Here is a 22119-nt window from a genome sequence, read left to right on the forward strand (position 1 = left end):
GATTCCCATTCGTACTACGGGACATGGAAAGCGTGCAGCATACCACCTGCTGCTTCGTTTGGTTCAGGGGGCAAAAAAAGAGATCAGAATGGCTTGGTAGAAATGACCGGGGAAAAAGCGGCCTGCGATCAGGCGAGAACATCTCAAAAGATTTATCTTCGCGAGGCCGCTCGTCACCCTACTTTCATCAAAAAACGATCATTTGGGCGCTTCTCGGGTACTACTCCTCGCCCGCCAGATCGTCGTGCACATAGTCGAGCGCCGAGATCCGCATCAGCTTATCCCAGCGGTGGTGGCTCTCGATGTAGCGCGTGGTGCCCGAGGCCGAGCGCATCACCACCGAGGATGTGGTGGCCCCGCCGCTGAAGTAGCGCACGCCGCGCAGGAACTCGCCCTCGGTGATGCCGGTGGCGGCCACGAAGATATTCTCGCCGCTGGCTAGGTCGTCGGTGCGGTAGACCTTGGCGAGGTCGATCTGGCTGTCGGCGGCCAGCGCGCGCTCCTCGTCGTTGCGCGCCCAGGGGCGGCACTGGATCTCGCCGCCCAGGCACTTGAGGGCGCAGGCGGTGATCACGGCCTCGGGCGCGCCGCCGACGCCCATGAGCATGTCGGCAGGCGGGAAGTCGATAGCGGTCATGATCCCGGCGGCCACATCGCCGTGGAGGATCATCTTGATCCGCGCGCCGGTCTCGCGGATCTGGCGGATCAGGTCGCGGTGGCGCGGGCGGTCGAGCACCACCACGGTCACATCCTCCACGCGCTTGCCCAGGGCGCGGGCCACGCGGTGGATGTTGTCGCGCACCGGCGCGTCGATATCGACCGCGCCGCGCGCAGCCTCGCCCACCGCCAGCTTGTCCATATAGGCGATGCCCGACCAGGTGTAGAGCGAGCGGCGCTCGGCGATCGCCACCACCGCGATCGCGCCCGGCATACCCTCGGCCAGCAGCGTGGTGCCCTCCACCGGGTCCACGGCCACATCCACCTCGGGGCCTTCGCCGGTGCCCAGCTGCTCGCCGGTGTAGAGCATGGGGGCCTCATCCTTCTCGCCCTCGCCGATCACCACCGTGCCGCTCATGGGTATGTTGGCAAGGGCATAGCGCATGGCATCCACCGCTAGCTGGTCAGCGGCGTTCTTGTCGCCACGGCCCATCATGCGGCCCGCGCGCAGCGCCGCCATCTCGGTGGCACGCACCAGATCCATGCCCAGGTTCCGTTCGATTCGCATAGCTCGCTCCTCTTCATCGATACAGCACAATGCGGCGAACAACGGTCATGTGTTGTGGGTGGGTGCTGGCGGCCTTTCTTTGCGGTGGTGGCGTGCTGGGGTGGTGCACAGGCGGCCAGCTGGGTGGGTTGTGTGGGCTAGTGTAGCATGGCTGTCTGCCGCTTTTCAATCGCCAAGATCATGGGGTTTCATTTTTTAGCGCATTGGCGTTTTCGTGGTAGAACTGGTAAAACGGTCCCTTCAGCCCCTTCGTGTTTTGGCGTCTTGCTGGTAAACGAGCATGCATACGCCGCAGCGGTGCTTGCAGGGTCTATGTGTTCTGTCTGACACCGCTTCACATCATCGTAGCTTGCTGGTCTTCGTTCCCATTTGTCCCTTGGTGCCTTGGAGTCTTGGTGGTAAAACATGCTGGTAAACGAGCACGCAGAGGCCGCAGCGGCGCTTATGTACACTAGCGCTCTTTTCGCAAGAGTGCTAAAATCCCCCTTGACAAATCCCCCGCTTCTGAGTAGTATAAACAACGGTTAGCACTCCCCTGTGCCGAGTGCTAAACTCTCTTGTATCATCTGTGTACTCTACACTTCTAAGGAGGATGGAGCCATGTCCGACTTCCGCATTCGGCCGCTGGGCGATCGCGTTGTCGTCAAGCCCGTGGAGCGCGAGGAGAAGACGAAGAGCGGCATCTTCTTGCCGGATACCGCGAGCAAAGAGCGCCCCATGGAGGGCAGCGTGCTGGCAGTTGGCGAGGGCCGCCGCGACGACAGCGGGAAGCTCATCCCGATGAGCGTCCAGGTTGGCGACAAGATCGTGTTCGCGAAGTACGGCGGCACCGAGCTGAAGCTCGACGATGTCGAGTACCTGATCCTGGCCGAGAAGGACATCCTGGGCATCATTCAGGACTAAGGCTCCCCAGCGCTGCATACCAGCGCCCCATTCCTGAATATATTCAGATCACGATTTCTCGTTTCTCACTTCTTTAGGAGGATAGACAGAGCTATGGCTAAGCAGCTCGAGTTCAATGAGTCGGCCCGCCGCTCGCTCAAGCGCGGCGTCGATACCGTTGCCGATGCAGTCAAGACCACGCTCGGCCCCCGTGGCCGCAACGTGGCTATCGATAAGAAGTTCGGCGCCCCCACCGTCACCCACGACGGCGTGACCGTGGCCAAAGAGGTGGAGCTGAAGGACCCGTTCGAGAACATGGGCGCGCGCCTGCTCGTCGAGGTTGCCAGCAAGACCAACGACGTGGTCGGCGACGGCACCACCACCGCCACCGTGCTGGCCCAGGCCATCTTCAACGAGGGCCTGAAGGTCGTGACCGCTGGCGTCAACCCCATGCTGCTCAAGCGCGGCCTGGACAAGGGCGCTGAGGCGATCGTCAACGAGCTGAAGAACCTGGCCACCCCCGTGCGCGACCGCGCCGACATCGCCCACGTGGCCTCGATCTCGGCTGCCGACAGCGAGATCGGCGAGCTGATCGCCGAGGTCAACGAGAAGGTTGGCAAGGACGGCGTGATCACGGTCGAGGAGAGCCGGGGCATCGCGTTCGAGACCGAGTACACCGAGGGTATGCAGATCGACCGCGGCTACATCTCGGCCTACTTCGTCACCAACTCGGACCGCATGGAGGCCGAGCTGGAGGAGCCCTACATCCTGATCACCGACAAGAAGATCTCAAGCATCCAGGACATCCTGCCGGTGCTGGAGAAGGTGCTTCAGACGGGCAACAAGAACTTTGTGATCCTGGCCGAGGACGTGGACGGCGAGGCGCTGCCCACCCTGGTGCTGAACAAGCTGCGCGGCACGCTCAACGTGCTGGCCATCAAGGCCCCGGGCTTCGGCGACCGCCGCAAGGCCATGCTGGGCGACATCGCCATCCTCACCGGCGGCACCGTGATCTCGGAAGAGGTTGGCCGCAAGCTGGACAGCGCGACGCTGGCCGACCTGGGCCGCGCCCGCCGCATCGTGTCCGACAAGGACAACACCACCTTCATCGAGGGCCACGGCGATGAGTCGGCCATCAAGTCGCGCATCGAGCAGATCCGCGCCCAGATGGAGACCACCACCAGCGACTTCGACCGCGAGAAGCTGAACGAGCGCCTGGCCAAGCTGGCCGGCGGCGTGGCGGTGCTCAAGGTCGGCGCGGCCACCGAGCCGGAGCTGAAGGAGAAGAAGCACCGCGTCGAGGACGCGCTCTCGACGGCCCGCGCGGCCATCGAGGAGGGCATCGTCCCCGGCGGCGGCGTGGCGCTGATCAACGCGGCCAAGGCCCTGGAGAACATCACGACCTCCGCCGACGACGAGCGCTTCGGCATCCAGATCCTCAAGCGCGCGCTTGAGGAGCCGATGCGGCAGCTGGCCCGCAACGCTGGCGAGGATGGCGCGGTCATCATCTCCGATGTCCGCCGCTTCCAGGCCGAGAAGGGCGACACCAACTACGGCTACAACGTGCTCTCGGGCCAGTACGGCAACCTGATCGAGCAGGGCGTGATCGACCCGGTCAAGGTCACCCGCTCGGCGGTGCAGAACGCAGTCTCGATCGCGGGCCTGCTGCTCACCACCGAGGCCCTGATCACCGACATCCCCGAGGAGAAGCCCGCTGCTCCGGCGATGCCAGGCGGCGGCATGGACTTCTAGTCCCGCACCGCTTGGCAAGGCCCCCGCACAACGATGTGCGGGGGCCTTGCTGTGCCTCGCGGCTAGATGGAATTTGCGACCTCAGCGCCTTTCGCTTTTCTAAAAAATGCGTTTTCCCTCATTTGCTACATTTCCTCTTGAGTAGTGCCCCATACCCACCACCACGCGCAGCTCAAAGCACAAAAAAAGAGGCAGCGCCTAGATGACGCCGCCTCGACCAGACCAGCCCGGCCTACACCAGCGGCGTGGTCGGCGGCGCGGGCGGGTAGCTTGTGGGCGTGTCAACCACCTTCTTGCCCGCGATCATCGCGCCGAACAGCCCGCCCAGCAGCGAGACCAGCAGGTTCAGCACGCCGAAGCATAGGCCCATCACCGGCCCCATCACGCCGACGATGCTCTGCATCTGCTCGGGCGAGACCTGCCCCGACATCTCCTGCCGCGACATCTCCTGCTCCATAATGGAGGAAAACTCGGGCATGCTTGCGACCATGCCAAAGGCAACGATCCAAAAGATCGCCCCGCCGATCAGCGTGCCGACGCCAGCCACCGTGCCCGCCAGCACGCCCTGGCCAAGGCCCGCCTGCTCGGTCGCCCACTTCAGCGCGAAGTAGCCCGCCACGCCGCCCACCAGCAGCGCGCTGACCGGGCTGCACAGCAGCGAGCCAACGACCGGGATCCAAGAGACCGCCAACGTAACCACGATCCCAACAAGGCCGAAGATCAGGCCCGATTTCATCGTCGCCGACATAGATTCTGCTCCTCACTATTGCTCTGGGGCGCAGGCCGCGCCCTGGGGCTACTGCTTTTTCCGCGTGTGCTGCGGCTCGACCGCCAGATTATCGAACACGGCTGTGACATCGGCAGTCGCAAAGGTGTTGACGCCGAGCGCCACATCGCCGCTAGCAAAGGTGGCATCCGAGGCCTGGCCCAGCAGCTCGCCGTTCAGGTAGAGGCTGATCAGGTCGCCCTGGGCCACCACCCGCAGTCGGTTGGGGCCGCCGCGCGTGTCGATGGTGGGCCAGTTAGTCCACTCGATCAGCGCGCGCCACGCGCCGCCCTCGCGCACATCTAGGCTGTAGAAGCCATCGCTGGAGATGCTGGCCATGTAGAAGTTCTGCTCATCCTGCTGCCGAAAGATCAGGCCGGCGGCGGTGGCGGGCGTACCGCGCGGGAAGCTGACATCCACATCCAGCGCGCCATCGGCCAGCGGGCCGCCCACTAGGCTGCGCACCAGCAGCTGCGGCTTGCGCACGGTGATGCGGTAGGTGCCATCCGCGCACGCGAACAGAGCGCTCTCGGTCGCGCCGGTGCGCAGCGCCAGGTGGGTAGGGTCGTCGAATAGCTCGCGCATAGCTGCGAGCGGCACAGGCGTGGCACTGGGCGCGGGCGTGGCGCTGGGCGCGAGCGTGGGCAGCGCGTCGGGCGCGGGGCCGAGCGCGCAGCCACCCAGCGCCACGGCCAGCAGCGCCACCACGCTAGCGGCCCAGCACCGCACGCAGCGCCGCGAAGAACCGCTGGTTCTCCTCCTCCAGCCCATAGGACACCCGGATGAAGCCCTCGACACCCCAGCCGGAGAGCGGCGTGACCGTGAAGCCGCGCTCCATCAGCGCGCCGGTGACGGCCATGTCGTCACCCACGTGGAAGGCCACAAAGTTGGTGGCGCTGGGGATCGGTTCCAGGCCCATGGCGGCCAGCTCGGCGGCGAAGGCGGCGCGGCAGGCGCTGGTGTGCTGGCGGCTGCGGGCCACATGTGGCTCATCGTCGATGGCGGCCAGGCCAGCAGCCTGCGACAGCAGGTTCACATTGAAGGTCGGGCGGGCGCGCTCTAGGTAGCCGATCAGGTCGGGGTGGGCGAAGGCGTAGCCCAGACGCAGCCCGGCCAGGCCGTAGATCTTGGCGAAGGTGCGCAGCACGATCAGGTTCCTACGCCCGGCGCGCAGCTCGGCCAGGGTGTCGGGGTAGTCGTCGCGCTCCACGAACTCCACGTAGGCCTCATCCACCACCACCAGCACATCCTCGGGCACGGCGTCCAGCAGGCGGCGCAGCTCGGCGGCGCTGCTGGTGGTGCCGGTGGGGTTGTTGGGGTTGCACACGAAGATCAGTCGGGTGCGCTCGGTGACGGCGGCGGCCATGGCGTCCAGGTCGTGGGCGAAGTCGCGCAGCGGCACGCAGATGGCGGTCGCGCCCATCTCCAGGGTGCGCAGGTAGTAGCTGATAAAGCTGCCCAGCGCCATCACGGCCTCGTCGCCCTCGCGCAGCAGGGCCAGGCACAGCAGGAACACGGCCTCGTCGGAGCCGTTGGTGCACATCACCTGCTCGGGCGAAAGCTCGAACTTCTCGGCCAGGCGCTGGCGCAGCGCCAGCGAGCCAGCGTCGGGGTAGCGGTAGACATTGGCCGCCGCCGCCTGGATGGCCTCGATGGCGCGCGGCGAGGGGCCGAGCGGGTTCTCGTTCGACGAGAGCTTGGTCATCCCGGCGGGCTGTTTGGCGATCAGCTTGGTAGGCTTGTAGGGCGGCAGGTGCTCGATATATGGCTTGAAGTGCATGACATCCCCCAGATCGGTGAATAGATCGCGGCCTGCCCAGTATACCAGATCGCCACCCGCAGCCACGGCACATGGGATTCTTTACCACGAAGACACGAAGGCGCGAGGGATTTTACCACCAAGGCTCCAAGGGAGAAGAGGGGGAAGAAATAATCGAAAACATCTTGCGAGAGCGATACGCTAACCAGCGGGAAAAATAAGCATGCTATAATTTCTCGCATCCGAATCAGCAAAGGTGCATACTATGTTTCGAGTCGTCTGGAAATCGATCAAAGATGTCTTTGACGAGATGTTTCTGATGATCCTCACCAACCTGCTGTGGTGCGCGATCTCCGCCCCGCTGCTCGGGCTGGCGGCCTACGCGGCCATCCAGGGCGCGGCATTGCCCGCCACCATCCTGGCCATGCTGGGCGTGCTGCCGCTTGGCCCGGCCAACGCGGGCATCTACACCATCGCCCAACGCGCCACCGAGGGCCGCACCAGCAAGGTCAGCATGTTCTTCGCCGCCATGCGCGAGCACGCCGTGTTCTCGTGGAAGATCTACGGCGCGTGGATGGCTGGCCTGATCACCATTCTGTTCAACTACACCTTCTACCGCGACTGGAACAGCGGCGCTGGCGCATTCATGCAGGTGCTGTTCATCTACATGTTCTTCATCTGGCTGGCCTTCCTGATCTACCTTGGCCCGCTGATGCTGCTGCAGAGCGACAAGCGGCTGCGCACGGTGGCCCGCAACGCTGCCCTGATGACCTTTGGCAGGCCGATCTTCACGCTGGTGACGCTGGTGATGATGGTGGCGATCAGCATTCTGGCCATGATCCCGGGCCTCATCCTGCTGCCCGGCCTCATCCTGTTCGCGCTGCTGTCGGTGTGGGGGTTCAACGCCACCAACCGCCTGATCGAGGAGGCCGAGGAGCGCCGACGGAAGGCCGAGGAGGAGGCCGCCGCCGCAGCCGGAAGCGCCAACTACAGCAACGAGAAGGGCCGAGGCGGCCAGGTGCGCCCGCGAGATTGAGACCAAGTTGTAACGATTAGCCCCCTAGCAGATCGCAGTACAATAGAGCCACATTCGCCCGATCACACCGCGCCAGCGCCGCGCCAAGCGCCAGAGCAGCAGAGCGCCCCGTGGGGCAGCGGGCCGACCGCGTCGCGCCGCCCGCCAGCAGCCTGGCCGCCGCCCAGCAGCGGACGATCACGCACATCAGGAGTGCCGCAATGCCCACCACCACCCTCACGCTCGACTGGCGGAAGACTCTGATCGCGGCAGCCGCGCTGGCATGCGCCCTGCTGGCCGCGCTGTTCCTGCTGCGTGGCACCACCGCCCACGCCCAGGGCCAGATCAAGCTGGAGATCGAGAAGACGCTGGAAGGAAGCGACCTCATCCGCGTCGGCCAGGAGATGACCTTCACGATCACCATCCGCAACACCGGCACCATCTCCGTCACCAAGCTGCCGCTGCTCGACCGCTACAACAGCGGCATCCTGCAGCTGGTGCGCACCAGCCCCGACTACTCCTCGCACGACACCGCCGCCAGCGAGATCCACTGGACCGACCTGACCACCGATACGCTGTTCGGGCCGCTGGCCCCCGGCGACACCATCAAGGTCACCACGGTGTTCCGCGCCATCCACGCCGCCCCCGAGACGGTGAACTACGCCGAGATCGGCGCTGCCGAGGGCATGAGCGGCGAGAGCGGCGGCGGCGAGAACGACCAAGACGCGGGCGGTGCCGAGGGTGGGCACGTCATCCTCACCAAGGGCCTGGCCCCCGGCCAGACGCCGATGGTGGGCAAGCCGATCACCTTCACCATCAGCATCCGCAACGACGGCGGGGCCGATCTGGTGAAGATCCCCGTGACCGACACCTTCAAGCCCGACTACCTGGCCTTCATCAGCAGCGAGCCTGCGCCATCCAGCGTCAGCGCCAACCAGCTGGTGTGGGATGATGTGCTACCGCTGGTGGGCCTCACGCGGCTGCGCCCGAACGAGGTGATCACCCTCACCACGGTCTACACCGCGCTGAAGGAGTTCGACGGCACCGGCATCAACGAGGTCGGCTCCTCGGGCACCGAGGACGAGTTCCAGAACGCTGTGGATGCGCCCAAGCAGGATGAGGTGCCCGTGCGGATCATCGGCGACGCCTCGGCAGCGCCCACCGCAGCGCCCACCGCCACCCCGGAGGCCACCGCCACCGCCACGCCCAGCCGCAGCACCGGCGGCGGCGACGATGACGACGACGAGGACAGCACGCCCACCCCCACGGCGGCACTCACCGCCACGCCGCTGGCGATCACGGCCACCGCTGTGGCCACCGATACAGCGGGCATCACCGCCACCCCGGCGGCGAGCGCCACCGCCGAGATCACCGCCACCGCTGTGGCGGGCAGCACCCCAACGGCCACCGCCGTGATCCCGGCGCGGCTGCCGGTGTCGGGCGGCGGCGAGGCGAGCTACGCGCCCTGGCTGCTGCTGGCCACGCTGCTGCTGGGCGGCGGCGCGCTGGCCTACCGCACCGCGCGGCGCGGCAGCCGCTAGGCCGCACGCAGGGCACAAAAAAGCGAGGGTCACACATCTGGCCCTCGCACCCCTCTTTTGCCCCACTGGGCAGCCCTAGCAGGTCGCGCAGCAGTTCTTTCGGCCATCGGCCACCCGCACCTCCAGGTGCTGGGCACCAAGATCCCCAAAGGCAAAATCGATCAGGCGCTCGATCAAGGCGCTCTGCGCTGGGAGCGGCTGCGAGGCCACCTCGGCATAGTAGCTGTGTGCGTCCTTCTTCACCAGATACTGGTCCCGCTTCGTGGCACGGCGCGCATACTTCTGATCTGCCATATATCGTGCTCCTTGTTTCGGTTCATCTATACTATAGCATATCTGTGCGACATGTAGCGTCACATGTTAATAATCCGTTGGGAAACCACATAACTCTGCTATAGCGATGGGTGGACAACCTGGTCCGCTTAGGCTCACGGCTGGTGAGCGATGGCATACTCTCTGCTTAACGATAGCTCAAGAGATAGTACGACGCATCGTACCCAATTGTTCCAGCAAAGGAGCAACTTTTATGAACGATCAACACAGAGAGACCCCGCTCAACCCGCCAGAGCCAGAGGGTGTCGATAAAGTGAACCAGCTGCTGGGCCAGCGCCGCCAGCAGGATCAGAGCGCGGTGGTGGACTACAGCGAGATCGACACGGCGGCTCGCGCCACGCCCACCAAGCTCTACGAGGGCGAGCCGGGCGGCAGCCTGGAAACCGAGGGCTACGGCGACGAGAGCCTGGAGGAGCTGACCGACCAAGAGCTGCGGGCCGACGAGACCGACGACCCGATGGAGGCTGTGGAGGAGGGCTACACCTACATCCCGCCGGTCGACCCGCCGATTGTGCCGAGCGCCGAGGGCAGCTACGAGAGCGCCGAGGTGGCCAGCGGCTTTGGCACCTCTTCGCTGGAGGACGAGTACGACGCGGATGGGCATGGCAGCTTCCTGCCCGCCGACGACGAGGTGGCGGCGCGCGTGCGCGAGGCGCTGCTAGCCGACAGCAGCACCAGCGCCTACGCCCACCAGATCAGCATCGCGGTGCGCGGCGGGCGCGTGCTGCTGCGCGGCGTGGTGGATGACCTGGATGATAGCGACAATCTCGCCGCCGTGGCCGGCTATGTCTCCGGCGTGGAAGAGGTGATCGACGACCTGGAGATACGCGGAATGTAGCGCAGGCTACACCATGGGGCAAAAACGGGGCGCTGGCCAGCTGGCCAGCGCCCCTCGTGCGTGCTAAGCCAGAGCCTACGCCTCCTCGGAGTAGAGCGGGGTGCTCAGGTAGCGCTCGCCGTTGCTGGGCGCGATAAACACGATCAGCTTGCCAGCGTTCTCGGGGCGGCGGGCCAGCTGCAGCGCGGCGGTGGCCGCAGCGCCCGAGCTGATACCCAGCAGCAGGCCCTCCTCGCGGGCCAGGCGACGCGCGGTGTCGAAGGCGTCCTCGTTCGAGATCTGGATGATCTCGTCGATGATGCCGGTGTTCAGCACATCGGGCACGAAGCCCGCGCCGATGCCCTGGATCTTGTGCGGGCCAGGCTTGCCGCCCGAAAGCACCGGCGAGGCGGTCGGCTCCACCGCCACGGCCTTGAACGAGGGTTTGCGCGACTTGATCACCTCGGCGACGCCGGTGATGGTGCCGCCGGTGCCCACGCCTGCCACCAGGATGTCGATCTCGCCGTCGGTGTCGCGCCAGATCTCCTCGGCGGTGGTGGTGCGGTGCACCTCGGGGTTGGCCGGGTTCTTGAACTGCTGGGGCAGCCAGGCGTTGGGCGTCTCGGCGGCAATCGCCTCGGCCTGGGCGATAGCGCCACGCATGCCGTCCGGCCCAGGCGTGAGCACCAGGTCGGCCCCGAAGCCGCGCAGCAGCTTGCGGCGCTCGACACTCATCGTCTCGGGCATTGTGAGAATGACGCGGTAGCCCTTGGCCGCCGCCACAAACGCCAGGCCGATGCCGGTGTTGCCGCTGGTCGGCTCGACGATCACCGTCTCGCCTGGCTTGATCGTGCCCGCGCGCTCGGCATCCTCGATCATGGCCAGGCCGATGCGGTCCTTCACGCTGCTGGCCGGGTTGAAGTACTCCAGCTTGGCGGCGATGGTGGCCGATGTGTCGTTCAGGCGGTTCAGCTTGACCAGGGGCGTGTTGCCGATCAGCTCGGTGATATTGTTGTAGATACGCGCCATACCCACCTCGTCCTATTCTAGTATTTGTTACTCAAGTTACTTGCGCCCATTATAGATCGTAGCGGCGCTCAGATCAAGCATTTTCTTGGGGTATTGGCAAAATTCGTCAACCTGCCCCAACGCGGGCACAGACCTAGGGCAAGGCGTCGCGCTGGAGCCGTTCGATCGCATCCTCGGCCTTGGGGCAGCCGTCCTGGCTCACGGCCAGCGCGCGGCGGTAGGTGGTGGCGGCCTCGCCGACCATGGCCAGCTGCTCGTAGAGCGCGCCGAGCGACAGCAGCACCGCCACCTGCTGCTGCCGCAGCTCCTCGCGGCGCTCCTCCACGTCGGACGAGTCGCCGAAGAACGGACAGTCGTCCATATAGTCGCCGCGGTAGAGCGCGGATGCCTGCTCCATGCTGGCGCGGGCCGCATCCAGGTCGCCCTGGCGCTGGGCGGTCTGGCCGCGCTCGACAGCGCGTGCGTGCTCATCCACATCGCACCATGCCACGCAGGCCGGGTCGAGCCAGTAGCGCTCGTGGTGATAGGTGATCAGCTTGCTCTCGTTGCCGCGCCGCAGCCCCGGCTCTAGCGTGCGGCGCAGGGCCGAGAGCGTGCGGTGGAAGGCGCTGTCGGCCTTATCCATGTCCAGATCGGGCCAGATGATCTCCTCGGCCTCATCTTTTGTCAGCCCTTTGCCGCGCCGGTCGAACAGAAAGGCGAACAGCGCCTCGGCCTGGTAGTTGCCCGCCTTATCGCCGCCCCAGCGCTCAATCCGGCTACCATCGCGCTCGACATGCAGCGGGCCAAGCGCCGAGACGCGCAGGCCCGGCTGCCGGGCCGCCGAGGCAGCGGGCGCGGGCTGGGCCGAGGCCAGTGCCTGGCGGGCCTCGGCGGCCTGAGCCTCAAGCTGGGCCTGCTCGGCGCGCAGCTGGCGGCTCTGCTCGGCCAGCGCGGCCATGGCCAGCTCCTCCTCCTGCTGGGTGCGGGCGTGCTTCACCGAGAGCGCCAGGTAGCGGCTCAGCGAGTCGAGCAGCGCGCGCTCGACCTTGGTGTACCAGTCCTCGGATCGCTTGGGGCCAAGCGCCAGCAGGCCCAGCACCTCGTCGCCACGGCGCAGCGGCATCAGCAGGCGGGCGTCGGGCCACGCGGCCAGCTCGCCCACATAGGCGGTCGGCTCGGAGGGGATGTCGATAGCGCGCAGGGCGCTGGCATCGGGCGCATCGGTGCCGTAGCTGGCCAGCATGCGCAGCCCGCCCGGCTCGATCACGGCCACCGCGCCCGAGCGAACCTTCAGCGTCCGGCAGATCGCCGAGAGGCCCGCGTCGAGCTGGGCGGCCAGATCGCCGTGCTCGAACAGATCCTCGCTGACCGCGCGCAGCAGGCGGCCATAGTCGAACTCGCGGTGAAAAAAGCGCCGGTCAAGCCACGAGCCGACCCAGTCGCGGATGGGCGCGAAGATCGCCACCAGCGCCACCAGCGCGAAGATTGTAAACAGCGGCGTCTTCAGGCCCAGCAGGCCGCTGACCAGCGGCTCGAACAGCAGCAGCGCGAGGATAAACGACAGCGTCACACCGCTGGCCAGGATCGAGCGGATGAAGGTGCGCCGTGCCACGCGGGCAGGCAGCAGCATGCGGTAGGCCAGCACCATGTAGGCCATCAGCGCCAGGCCCGCATCCATCAGCAGCTGGCCGGGGGCCTGGGGCCAGCCCACCTCGCGCGCCACCGAGGCGAACAGCGCGCCCGACACGGCGATGGCCACCGACCCCGCGAAGAAGCCGCGCCGCCGCCGCTCGATCATGTCGTCGCGGAACAGCAGGTAGTTGCGAAACACCAGCCACAGCGAGAGCGCCAGCGGAAACGCGCGCTGCAGCGCCGAGCAGGCTGTGAGCAGCAGGTGGGGGAAGCGCGGCGGCGACGAGGCCAGCTGCATATCGGGCGAGAGCAGCGCATAGGCGGCCAGCAGCGCGCCCGTGGCTAGGAAGATCGCCACCGCCGCGCTGCGCAGCCGCTCCAGCCGCCGCGTGTCGGCGACAATATTGGTGAAGTTGAGCCACACTGGCGGCAGCAGCATGGCCGCCGCGATCTCCAGCCGCAGCATCAGCGGGCGCACGCTGGCCAGCTCGCTGGTGAGCGCGCCCACCACATTCGAGAGGCCGTAGAGCGTCAGCAGCAGGCAGAGCCACGCGAAGGCGTGGGCGGCGGGGTCGCGGGGCGAGCGCACCAGCAGGCTCAGGCCAAGCCACGACGCCAAGACACCCATGAGGAAGGTGGGAATAAGCGCAAGCGGCATGAGATAGCCTCAGATCAAATACGATTAGGGTGAGTATAGCATCCAGCAGATGCTAGGCGCAAACAGATCGGGCCAGGCGAGATTCTCGCTCCCTCCAAGGCGCTAAGCAGCCATTTCACCACGAAGGGGCAAAGACACCAGGGCCGGAGCGGGGGGCTAGTTATCACCATCGCCTAGCAGCATTCCCACGCGCAGCGCCGCAGCGAATTTCTGCTACACTATGCGGCGAACGAACGCTGCAACAAAATCTTAACACCTGCCGTCGTATGGGCAGCTACAGATGGCACATTCCAGCCAACACAGAGGAGTAAGGGGACATGCAACAGCAGCGACTCATGCGTAGCCGCACCGAGGTCGTTATCAGCGGGGTGTGCGGCGGCCTCGGCGAATATTTTGGGGTCGACCCGGTCATCGTGCGCCTGATCTTTGCGCTGGCCACGCTCACCACCGGCATCGGCCTGCTCATATACCCGGCGCTCTGGATCGCCATGCCCAAGGCTCCGGCACCGGCGGGCAGCGCCCCAGGGCCGCAGATGTTCGGCGCGAGCGAGCAGCCCTACATGGTGCAGCGCGAGCGGGCGGGCGTGGCCAGCGCGGCGCGCTACGCCGAGCCGCCGCCGCCCAGCAGCTACAACTTCGACCCGCTCACCGGCCAGCCGGTGCGCCCCGCCGGGGCCACCGGCGAGACCACCCAGCTGCCCTACGACCCGTTTCCCGCCGACCCGCAGCAGATCTCCTACCCGGCGCAGCCCGCACCAGCCCGCAGCAACAAGGGCCGCTGGGTCGCCTTCGGCCTGATCGCCTTCGGCATCATGGTGCTGGCCGACCAGCTGCAGATCAACATCGGGTTTATCTTCCCATTTCTGATGATCGGGCTGGGCGTCTACCTGCTGCGCAAGCGCTAGGGCGCGGCAGAAAGCACCAAAGGCCACGCGGTATACCGCCGCGTGGCCTTTGTGTTGCCTAGCGGTAGCCCTCGGCCTGCATCTCGAACAGGCGGGCGTAGGTGCCACCCTTGGCCATCAGCTCGGCGTGCGAGCCAAGCTCGCCCACCTGCCCGCCCTCGATCACCACGATCCGATCGGCCATGCGCACCGTGCTGAAGCGGTGCGAGATCAGCACCGCGATCTTGCCCTCAGTCAGCTTGCGGAAGCGTTGGAAGATCTCATACTCGCGCTCGGCATCCAGCGCGCTGGTCGGCTCATCCAGCACCAGCACCTCGCCGTCGCGCATGAAGGCGCGGCTGAGCGCCACCTTCTGCCACTGCCCGCCCGACAGCTCGTGCCCCGAGCGGAACCAGCGCCCCAGCACTGTCTCCAGCCCCTCGGGAAGCTCCGAGGAGACCTCGTCGGCCCCGCCGCGCTCGGCGGCATCCTCGATGCGCGCGGTGTCCTCCATGCTCTCGATCTGGCCAAAGCCGATGTTCTCGCGCATGCTCAGGTGGTAGTGCACGAAGTCCTGGAAGATCACGCCGATCTTGCGGCGCAGGTCATCCGGCGCGAAGTCGCGCAGATCGATGCCATCCAGCAGAATCTGGCCCTCGGTCGGGTCGTAGAGCCGCGTCATCAGCTTGATCAGCGTGGTCTTGCCCGCGCCGTTCTGGCCCACCAGCGCGATCTTCTCGCCGGGGCGGATGACGAGGTTGATATCGCGCAGCGCCCAGTCCTCGCGGTCGGGGTAGCGGAACGACACGTGGCGAAACTCTAGGCCCTGGGTCAGCCGCGCGGGCATGGCCGCAGGCGTGGCGGCCTGGGCCATCTGCGGCTCCAGCGTCAGGAAGCCGAACAGATTGTCCATAAACAGCCCGTTCTCGTACAGCCGGTTCAGGTTGTCGAACAGGCCCTGGAAGGTGCCCTGGCTGCTGCGGAACAGCGCCAGGTAGAAGGTCATCGAGCCAAGCGTGATCACGCCGCCCACGGTCTCGAAGATGATCCAGGCGTAGCAGGCGTAGTAGCTGAACGACGAGAGCATGCCCCAGATCAGGCTGTAGAGCGAGCGCCTGCGGGCCAGCCGCTCATCCTCGTCGAAGGTCTTCCAGAAGATCTCCTCGTAGCGCCGCAGCAGCGGCTCGCCCAGGCCGAACAGCTTCACCTCCTTCACGCTGCTGTCCACCGTCAGCACGTGCTCGAAGTACTGCATGCGCCGGAACTCGGGCGCGCGCCAGGTGAGCATGCGGAAGTGCAGGTTGCTGTAGCGCCCCTGGGCGATAAACGAGGGGATGGTGGCCCCAAACAGGATGAGCGCCACCAGCGGGCTGAAGGTGATCAGGCCCACCGCGAAGGTCAGCAGCGTGATCACGTTCTGCACCAGCATGAAGCTGCCGTTGATGATGCCCAGCGCGCGGAAGTCGGCCTCGCGGCGGGCGTTCTGCAGCTTGTCGTAGAAGCTGGGGTCTTCAAAATACTGCAGGTCGAGCGAGAGCGCCTTGCGGATGACCGTGGTGTTGATGTAGTTGCCCAGCCGCGCGTTCAGCACGTGCTCGGCCAGTAGCCGCACCTGCGAGAGCACCGCGCCCAGCAGCAGCAGCCCGAACTCGGCCAGCAGCAGCGGCAGCGTGGCCTGCAGCCCAGCGGCGGCCCCCAGCCCGGCAGCCAGCGCCGCCACCACGGCATCCACGATCAGCTTGCCCACCCACGCCTGGCTGATCGGCAGCAGCGCGCTCACCAGCGTGATCGCCGCCATCACCAGCGTGTTCAGCCGATCGGATGCCCACACCAGCCGGAACGCGCCGGGGATATTGCTGTAGGCCTTGCGCGTCTCGCGCAGGCGCTCGCGCCAGGGCTTGCGCGGCTCGTCGGGGAGCGGTGCGACCCCGCCCATACGCTCGCGCCGAGGAGAAACACCCATAGTAGAACCTTCTTTATGCTTCGATTGCTTTTCGCAAGAATCGTAGCACAGCGCGGGCGGGTGTGGCCCCGGCATTTGGGCAGGTTTTCACAGGGCGCAAAAAAGCACCAGCGGCTCACAGGCCGCTGGTGCCCATCGACAATCGAACTACTTGCCGCCCTTGACCAGCTCCTTGAGGGTGCTGCTGGCGCTGAAGCCAGGGGTCGAGGTGGCCGGGATGGTGATCTTCTGGCGGGTCTGGGGGTTGACGCCCTCGCGCTCCTGGCGCTGGCGAACCTCGAACGTCCCAAAGCCAGTCAGGGTCACCTTTTCGCCCTGTTTGAGCTGCTCAGCAATGATATCAAGCGCGGCATCGATCACCAGCTTCGTCTCTTTCTGCGAGACGTTCGTGCGCTCCGAGACCGCCTTGATGAAGTCTGTCTTCTGCATACGTGTAGCTCCTCCTACGGTACGTATGTGCGATTACCTCATTCGTATGCAGTATACTGTACTTGTCAAGACCTTTCGTGATTAGGACGCCCTAGAACGGCTCTGAGATTTTCCACATAGCATTTTAGCGCATCACAAAGCCAAGAAACGCATCTGGCATTAGAAAGGGAAATAGTTAAAATCGCGCCGTAGGCCTGCAGATGTTTGCCCTATCCCAACGCAGAATCGGCTAGCCAAACTGCTGTGCCCCGATGCGCAGCTGGTCGACCAGGGCCATGACATCGGCCAGCGGCAGCGGCATGCACAGCACCCGCACGTGCTCATCGGGGGCAAAGGCATCCGCATCGCCATAGGTGAGCACCAGGGCACGCATGGGCTGCCCACCGCTGTGGCGTTGGCATGCATCCTGGGCCGCCGCGCCAAGCTGGGCATCGGCGATGATCAGGGCGGGCTGCTGCTGACGGCACATGTCGTGTAGCTGGGCGGCGGCGCTGGACTCGCGGGTGCTGTAGCCTGCGCGCTGCAGCGCGTTCAGCAGCAGCGTGCGGAACGCCGAGTCGCCGCTGGCCACCACCACCGGGAAGGTGCGCTCCAGCTGAAAGGGCGAGTGGCTGGGGCGGGCCGCACCGCGCTGATCGACCAGAAAGGTGCAGCCGCCCTGGGCCTTGGCGGCGTGCTTCATCTCGGCGGCGGCGCGGGCCATCTCCTCGGGGTCGCTGTAGGCCGTGGTGCGATTCGAGACCCCGCCGATCGACAGGCTGAGCAGCCGAAAGCGGCGCAGCACCCCAAAGCGGTCGACGCCCGTCTGGTAGCCGCGCTGCCAGTCCTCGGACTGGTAGAAGTGGCTCACCTGGCGCTCGAACATGGCCAGCGCCTCGGCGCAGATCGGCTCCACGCACTCGGGCGTGGTCAGCACCACAAAGTCATCACCGCCCACGTGTCCGATAAAAGCTTGGCCCCTGCCGTGGCGGGCCACCGCCGCCTGAAGGATGCTCGACAGCAGCATGATCGCCCGATCGCCGCGCGAGAACCCGTAGGTGTCGTTAAAGGTTTTGAAGTTATCGAGATCGGCGTGCAGCAGGGCCAGCGGCCTATGCGACTGAAAGCGCTGCCCCAGCTCCTGGGCGATCAGCGCGCCGCCGGGCAGGCCCGAGAGCGGGTTGAGCAGCGGGCGGCGCGCCGCGCGGCGCAGGTGCGACCGCACCCGCGCGAGCACCTCGGTGACGGCAAAAGGCTTGACAATGTAGTCATCCGCGCCGGTCTCGAAGCCCACCACCACATCATCCGGGCGCATGCGGGCCGTCATCACGATCATGGGGATGTGCGAGATGCGGGTGTCGTTGCGCATCTGGCGGATGGCCTCGTAGCCATCCATCTGCGGCATCATGAGGTCGACCAGCACCAGCTGCGGCAGGTGCTGCTGGGCCAGCCGAACCACCTCGTGGCCATTTGACGCGCTCAGCACCAGATAGCCCTCATTCCGCAGCGATGTTTCAAGCAGCGAGCGCAAAAGCGGATCGTCATCGGCCACCAAGATACACTGCGATTGGCTGCCGATATCTTCGAGCACTTTTGGCTGTGGTAGCGCAGAGATCTGGCCAGTTAGATTGTGGTTCATCAGTTAACTCCAGCACAGACGCTTGGGTGATGGCTACGCTCAGACGAAATCCGCACGCTGTTTTTGATCGGCCAACAGCAGCGCGGCGCGAGACGGGACGTGGTGCACGAGCAGCTAGGGAGATCGGGCGGCGCTCGGCAAGAAAAATCGCAGAAGCAGTCAGGCAGATTGCAGACAGATGGCTACCAGAAGGTGGGTATTTCGGCGCTCAGGCAGGCCTCTCAGGCGCTGCCACAGTACATAAACCTAACTCATATCGTCATTCCTTAGTATATCAAAATACAACCATTTGATAGGATAAAGCCCACGCGGCGACAGCACTCCCCGGGTGAGCCTCTGTCCTATAGCACGATTTAGCCTTGCTGCAGCAATGGGCGCTCAATCTGGGCAGGAACCGACACTCCCGCCCACATCGCAGGGAGCTACGGAATCGCTCCCAAAAACATGAGGTGTTGTGTAGAGTGTACAACGTTTTTCAGCATCGCGTGCGCATTTCCGGTGCCCAAAATGGTGGCGAAAAAAGTGACAGCCGGGGCATATCAACCTATACTGCTGGTATCCTGATCATTTTCTGGGCCACGCGGCGGCGCAGGCTCTGGGCGGTAACCTCGCCCGCGCCAGCTGCCTACGATGCCCTAGATACAAGGTACAACCATGCCTGCACCAACAACCATCCGCTCGATTGCGGTCCGCGAGCTCAACATCCCGCTCTTCTCGCCCTTTGGGATCGCCGGTGGGGCGCAGGCCAGCGCCCAGAACCTGCTGGTGACGGTGGAGCTTGCCGATGGCACGCTGGGCTACGGCGAGGGCGCGCCCTTCCCCGCCTACAACGGCGAGACCCAGGAGAAAGCGCTTGAGGGCGTGCGGCTGGCCCAGGGCCAGATCGAGGGGGCCGATGTGCGCGAGTGGCGCGAGATCGGCGCGCGCCTGGCCGCATGCATCGGCAAGGTCGGCTCGGCGCGCTGCGCGATCGAAATGGCGGTGCTGGATGCGCTGACCCGCCGCAGCGGCATGCCGCTCTGGGCCTTCTTCGGCGGCAAGGCCACCGTGCTTGAGACCGACATGACCATCACCACCGGCACGGTCGAGCAGGCTGCCGCCGACACCAAGGCAGTGCTGGCACGCGGCATCCGCACGATCAAGATCAAGATCGGCTCGGGCGATATCGCCAAGGATCTGGAGCGCGTGCAGGCGGTGGCGCAGGCCGCCCCCGGCTCGCCGCTGATGCTGGATGGCAACGGCGGGTTCACCGCCGACCAAGCCCTGCAGCTGACCGCCGCGCTCCACGAGCGCAACATCACGCCCATCCTGTTCGAGCAGCCGGTGAAGGCCGAGGACACCGCCGGGCTGCGGCAGGTGACCAAGTGGAGCGGCCTGCCCGTGGCCGCCGACGAGAGCGCGGCCAGCGCGGCGGCGGTGCTGCAGCTGGCCCACGACCGCGCGGCCAACGTGGTGAACATCAAGCTGATGAAGGCGGGTATCGTCGAGGCGCTCGACATCGCGGCGATCTGCCGCGCGGCGGGCATCCGCCTGATGATCGGCGGCAATGTCGAGTCGATCCTGGCCATGACCACCTCGGCGTGCTTCGCAGCGGGGCTGGGCGGCTTCAGCTTTGTCGATCTCGACACGCCGATGTTCATGAGCGAGAACCCGTTCGACGGCGGGTTTGCGCAGCGCGGGGCCAAGCTGGATCTGAAGGGCATCGCGGCGGGGCACGGCGTGACGCCCAAGCAGGCGTAGGGGCTGGCGCGGCTGGCGGGTGCGCCCCGCCAGCCCGGCACTCGCTAGAGATCGCGCAGCACGCCGTTGAGCACGAACAGCATGTTGGCGGGCCGCTCGGCCATGCGCCGCATCAGGTAGGGGTACCACTCGGTGCCATAGGGGGCGTAGATCCGCATGCGGTAGCCATCACGCACCAGCTGCTCCTGCAGGTCGCGGCGGATACCGAAGAGCATCTGGAACTCGAACTTGTCGGGCGTGATGCCCGACTTGGCGGCGTAGTCGCGGGTGGCCTCGATCATGCGCTCGTCGTGGGTGGCGATGCCGGGGTAGGTGCCCTCGCTCAGCAGCATCTGCATCAGCTTCACGTAGTTGGCGTCCACATCGGCCTTGTTGGGGAAGGCCACCGAGGCCGGCTCCTTGTACGCGCCCTTGCACAGCCGCACCCGCACGCCCAGCTTGTTCAGCGCGCGGATGTCATCCTCGCTGCGGTACAGGTAGGACTGAATGACCACGCCGACGTTCTTGTAGCGCTCCCACAGCTCGCGGTGGAGCTTCAGCGTGCGCTCGGTGTAGGCCGAGCTCTCCATATCGAGCCGCACGAAGGTGCCGAAGCGCTCGGCCTGATTCAGCACATGCGATATGTTGCGCCTGCACAGCTCCTCGTCGATGTCCTGGCCCATCTGGGTGAGCTTGACCGAGGCGTTAGCCTCGGCCCCGGCCCGCTCGATGGCGTGCAGGATGCCGATATACTCGGCGGCGGCGGCGTTGGCGGCCTGCGGCGTCGATACCGACTCGCCCAGATTGTCGAGCGTGACGCTCATGCCCGCGCTGTTGATCGTCTTGACCGCCTCGATGGCCTCGGCCAGGCTGGTGCCCGCCACAAAGCGGTTGATCAGGGGTTTTGTCAGCGGGCTTTCGAGCAGGCGCTTCAGCGAGGGCTGCTCGGAGAGGTAGAGAAGGGTTCCGCGAAGCATGATCGTATCCTGTCGCTCATGGTGCAAAAAAACGAAAGACGGCCCGCCTGCTGGCAGCGCTGCATCTTTCGCCGGGTGGATGTCTGGCGTTCGGGCCATTGTAGCATAGGGGGCCATTCCTACTGGATCGAAAGCATATGCCAAAAGTAGACATACCGCGCCTGGCCGTGCGCAGCGCGCTGGTGGGCTACGCCGCCGCGCTGGCGGGCCTGGCGCTGCTCTGGCGGGCGGGCAGCCAGCGCTGGTGGGCGCAGGTGGCGCGGATCTTCGCGCCGCACCTGTTCTGGCCGCTGGCGGCGCTCCTCCCGCTGGCGCTGCGCTCGCGCGACCGCTGGGCGCAGTGGGCCGCCTGCCTGCCCGCCGCGCTGTTCGTGGCCATGTATGGCCGCCGCATGCTGCCGCGCAGGAGCGTGGCCGGCGAGGGCGCACGCCTGCGCGTGGCCACCTGCAATCTGTGCTTCCGCAACCAAGATGCCAGCAAGATCGTGGCCGCGCTGGGCGGGCTGCGGGCCGACATCGTGATGCTGCAGGAGCTGACGCCGCCGGTGGCGCTGGCCCTGGCCCAGCTGGGCGGGCAGTACCCCCACCAGCTGCTGCACGCGGCGGAGCGCCAGAACGGCCTGGGCATCATCAGCCGCCTGCCGCTGGGCGCGGCCAGCCTCGACGCCGACGCGCGCATCCAGCGGGCCAGCGCCAGCCTCGGCCAGCGCCAGATCGTGCTGATCAACGCCCACCCGACCATCGCCGACATGCGCTGGCGCAGGCTGCTGGGCCGTTTCCCCATGCTGGTGGGCTACGCCCCCGGCAGGCGACAAGATCACATCGACGCGCTGCTGGCCCAGATCGACGCCACGGCGGGCGACCTGATTGTCGCGGGCGACTTCAACACCGCCGAGGGCGAGCCGCCCTACCGCCAGCTCGCGGCGCGGCTGCGCGATTGCTTCGCCGAGGCCGGGCGTGGGTTCGGCTTCACCTTCCCGCTGGGCATGGGCAGCGCGGCGCTGCCGCGCCCGCTCATCCGCATCGACTACGTGTGGGTGCGGGGCGCGATCAGGCCGCTGCGGGCGGCGCGCGGGAGCAGCGGCGGGTCGGATCACACCGCCGTGGTCGCCGATCTGCTGATTGGGGAGGGGTAGAC

Annotated in this window: 19 protein-coding genes; 8 read left to right on the plus strand and 11 right to left on the minus strand. The window is 66.1% G+C overall.

Going from position 1 to position 22119, the window contains the following annotated elements; genetic code table 11:
- Positions 1-220: 220 nt before the first annotated feature.
- On the minus strand, positions 221-1219 hold the full coding sequence (gene glpX / locus F8S13_11095) for a class II fructose-bisphosphatase (GenBank protein ID KAB8143583.1): 999 nt from the start codon (positions 1217-1219) through the stop codon (positions 221-223).
- Positions 1220-1825: 606 nt separating this feature from the next.
- On the opposite strand from glpX, the gene F8S13_11100 reads away from it, so the two are divergent.
- Positions 1826-2128, plus strand: a complete 303-nt coding sequence (locus tag F8S13_11100; protein ID KAB8143539.1) for a co-chaperone GroES — start codon at positions 1826-1828, stop codon at positions 2126-2128.
- Between the two features lie 93 nt (positions 2129-2221).
- The gene (groL, locus tag F8S13_11105) at positions 2222-3859 is read left to right on the plus strand and encodes a chaperonin GroEL (GenBank protein ID KAB8143540.1); all 1638 of its coding nucleotides are present in this window, start codon (positions 2222-2224) and stop codon (positions 3857-3859) included.
- Positions 3860-4091: 232 nt separating this feature from the next.
- Here groL and F8S13_11110 read toward each other — a convergent pair whose 3' ends face one another.
- Genes F8S13_11110 through F8S13_11120 form a run of 3 tightly spaced genes read right to left on the minus strand, consistent with a single transcriptional unit; the run spans position 4092 to position 6405 of the window.
- Positions 4092-4607: a hypothetical protein gene (locus tag F8S13_11110; protein KAB8143541.1), complete on the minus strand. Its 516-nt coding sequence runs from the start codon at positions 4605-4607 to the stop codon at positions 4092-4094.
- A gap of 48 nt (positions 4608-4655) precedes the next feature.
- Complete coding sequence (locus F8S13_11115) at positions 4656-5354, minus strand: hypothetical protein (protein KAB8143542.1); 699 nt, start codon at positions 5352-5354, stop codon at positions 4656-4658.
- The gene (locus tag F8S13_11120) at positions 5335-6405 is read right to left on the minus strand and encodes a histidinol-phosphate transaminase (GenBank protein ID KAB8143543.1); all 1071 of its coding nucleotides are present in this window, start codon (positions 6403-6405) and stop codon (positions 5335-5337) included. The genes F8S13_11115 and F8S13_11120 overlap by 20 nt, the downstream gene beginning before the upstream one ends.
- Before the next feature lie 244 nt (positions 6406-6649).
- Here F8S13_11120 and F8S13_11125 point away from each other — a divergent pair, with 244 nt between their 5' ends.
- Together F8S13_11125 and F8S13_11130 are read left to right on the plus strand one after the other, a co-directional pair.
- Positions 6650-7420, plus strand: a complete 771-nt coding sequence (locus F8S13_11125) for a hypothetical protein (GenBank protein KAB8143544.1) — start codon at positions 6650-6652, stop codon at positions 7418-7420.
- A gap of 200 nt (positions 7421-7620) precedes the next feature.
- Complete coding sequence (locus tag F8S13_11130) at positions 7621-8940, plus strand: hypothetical protein (protein ID KAB8143545.1); 1320 nt, start codon at positions 7621-7623, stop codon at positions 8938-8940.
- A gap of 75 nt (positions 8941-9015) precedes the next feature.
- Here the strand turns inward: F8S13_11130 and F8S13_11135 are convergent, their stop codons facing one another.
- Positions 9016-9234, minus strand: coding sequence for a hypothetical protein (locus F8S13_11135; protein KAB8143546.1), 219 nt, complete (start codon positions 9232-9234; stop codon positions 9016-9018).
- A 106-nt stretch (positions 9235-9340) separates the two neighbouring features.
- Between F8S13_11135 and F8S13_11140 the strand changes: the two genes are divergently transcribed.
- Positions 9341-10111, plus strand: coding sequence for a BON domain-containing protein (locus tag F8S13_11140; protein ID KAB8143547.1), 771 nt, complete (start codon positions 9341-9343; stop codon positions 10109-10111).
- A 75-nt stretch (positions 10112-10186) separates the two neighbouring features.
- Here F8S13_11140 and cysK read toward each other — a convergent pair whose 3' ends face one another.
- Together cysK and F8S13_11150 are read right to left on the minus strand one after the other, a co-directional pair.
- Positions 10187-11119 (minus strand): cysteine synthase A, encoded by a 933-nt coding sequence (cysK, locus tag F8S13_11145; GenBank protein ID KAB8143548.1) that lies wholly within the window; start codon positions 11117-11119, stop codon positions 10187-10189.
- Positions 11120-11252: 133 nt separating this feature from the next.
- Entirely contained in the window at positions 11253-13391 is a 2139-nt protein-coding gene (locus F8S13_11150; GenBank protein ID KAB8143549.1) for a hypothetical protein, read from the minus strand.
- A gap of 317 nt (positions 13392-13708) precedes the next feature.
- Between F8S13_11150 and F8S13_11155 the strand changes: the two genes are divergently transcribed.
- Complete coding sequence (locus tag F8S13_11155) at positions 13709-14296, plus strand: PspC domain-containing protein (protein ID KAB8143550.1); 588 nt, start codon at positions 13709-13711, stop codon at positions 14294-14296.
- A 58-nt stretch (positions 14297-14354) separates the two neighbouring features.
- On the opposite strand, the gene F8S13_11160 is transcribed toward F8S13_11155, so the two are convergent.
- From F8S13_11160 to F8S13_11170, 3 genes are all read right to left on the minus strand, one after another.
- Positions 14355-16211, minus strand: a complete 1857-nt coding sequence (locus F8S13_11160) for an ABC transporter ATP-binding protein (protein KAB8143584.1) — start codon at positions 16209-16211, stop codon at positions 14355-14357.
- 174 nt (positions 16212-16385) lie between these two features.
- Positions 16386-16667, minus strand: coding sequence for an HU family DNA-binding protein (locus F8S13_11165; protein ID KAB8143551.1), 282 nt, complete (start codon positions 16665-16667; stop codon positions 16386-16388).
- Positions 16668-16896: 229 nt separating this feature from the next.
- A complete protein-coding gene (locus F8S13_11170) occupies positions 16897-18285 on the minus strand; it encodes a response regulator (GenBank protein ID KAB8143552.1) in 1389 nt (462 codons plus the stop codon).
- A gap of 654 nt (positions 18286-18939) precedes the next feature.
- Between F8S13_11170 and F8S13_11175 the strand changes: the two genes are divergently transcribed.
- On the plus strand, positions 18940-20025 hold the full coding sequence (locus tag F8S13_11175) for a dipeptide epimerase (GenBank protein KAB8143553.1): 1086 nt from the start codon (positions 18940-18942) through the stop codon (positions 20023-20025).
- A gap of 44 nt (positions 20026-20069) precedes the next feature.
- Here F8S13_11175 and F8S13_11180 read toward each other — a convergent pair whose 3' ends face one another.
- Positions 20070-20981, minus strand: a complete 912-nt coding sequence (locus tag F8S13_11180; protein KAB8143554.1) for a proline dehydrogenase — start codon at positions 20979-20981, stop codon at positions 20070-20072.
- A gap of 137 nt (positions 20982-21118) precedes the next feature.
- Between F8S13_11180 and F8S13_11185 the strand changes: the two genes are divergently transcribed.
- Positions 21119-22117 carry a hypothetical protein gene (locus F8S13_11185; protein KAB8143555.1) on the plus strand — a complete coding sequence of 333 codons (999 nt, stop codon included), beginning with the start codon at positions 21119-21121 and terminating at the stop codon, positions 22115-22117.
- Positions 22118-22119: the final 2 nt, after the last annotated feature.

It is taken from the genome of Chloroflexia bacterium SDU3-3, assembly GCA_009268125.1.
GTDB lineage: Bacteria > Chloroflexota > Chloroflexia > Chloroflexales > Roseiflexaceae > SDU3-3.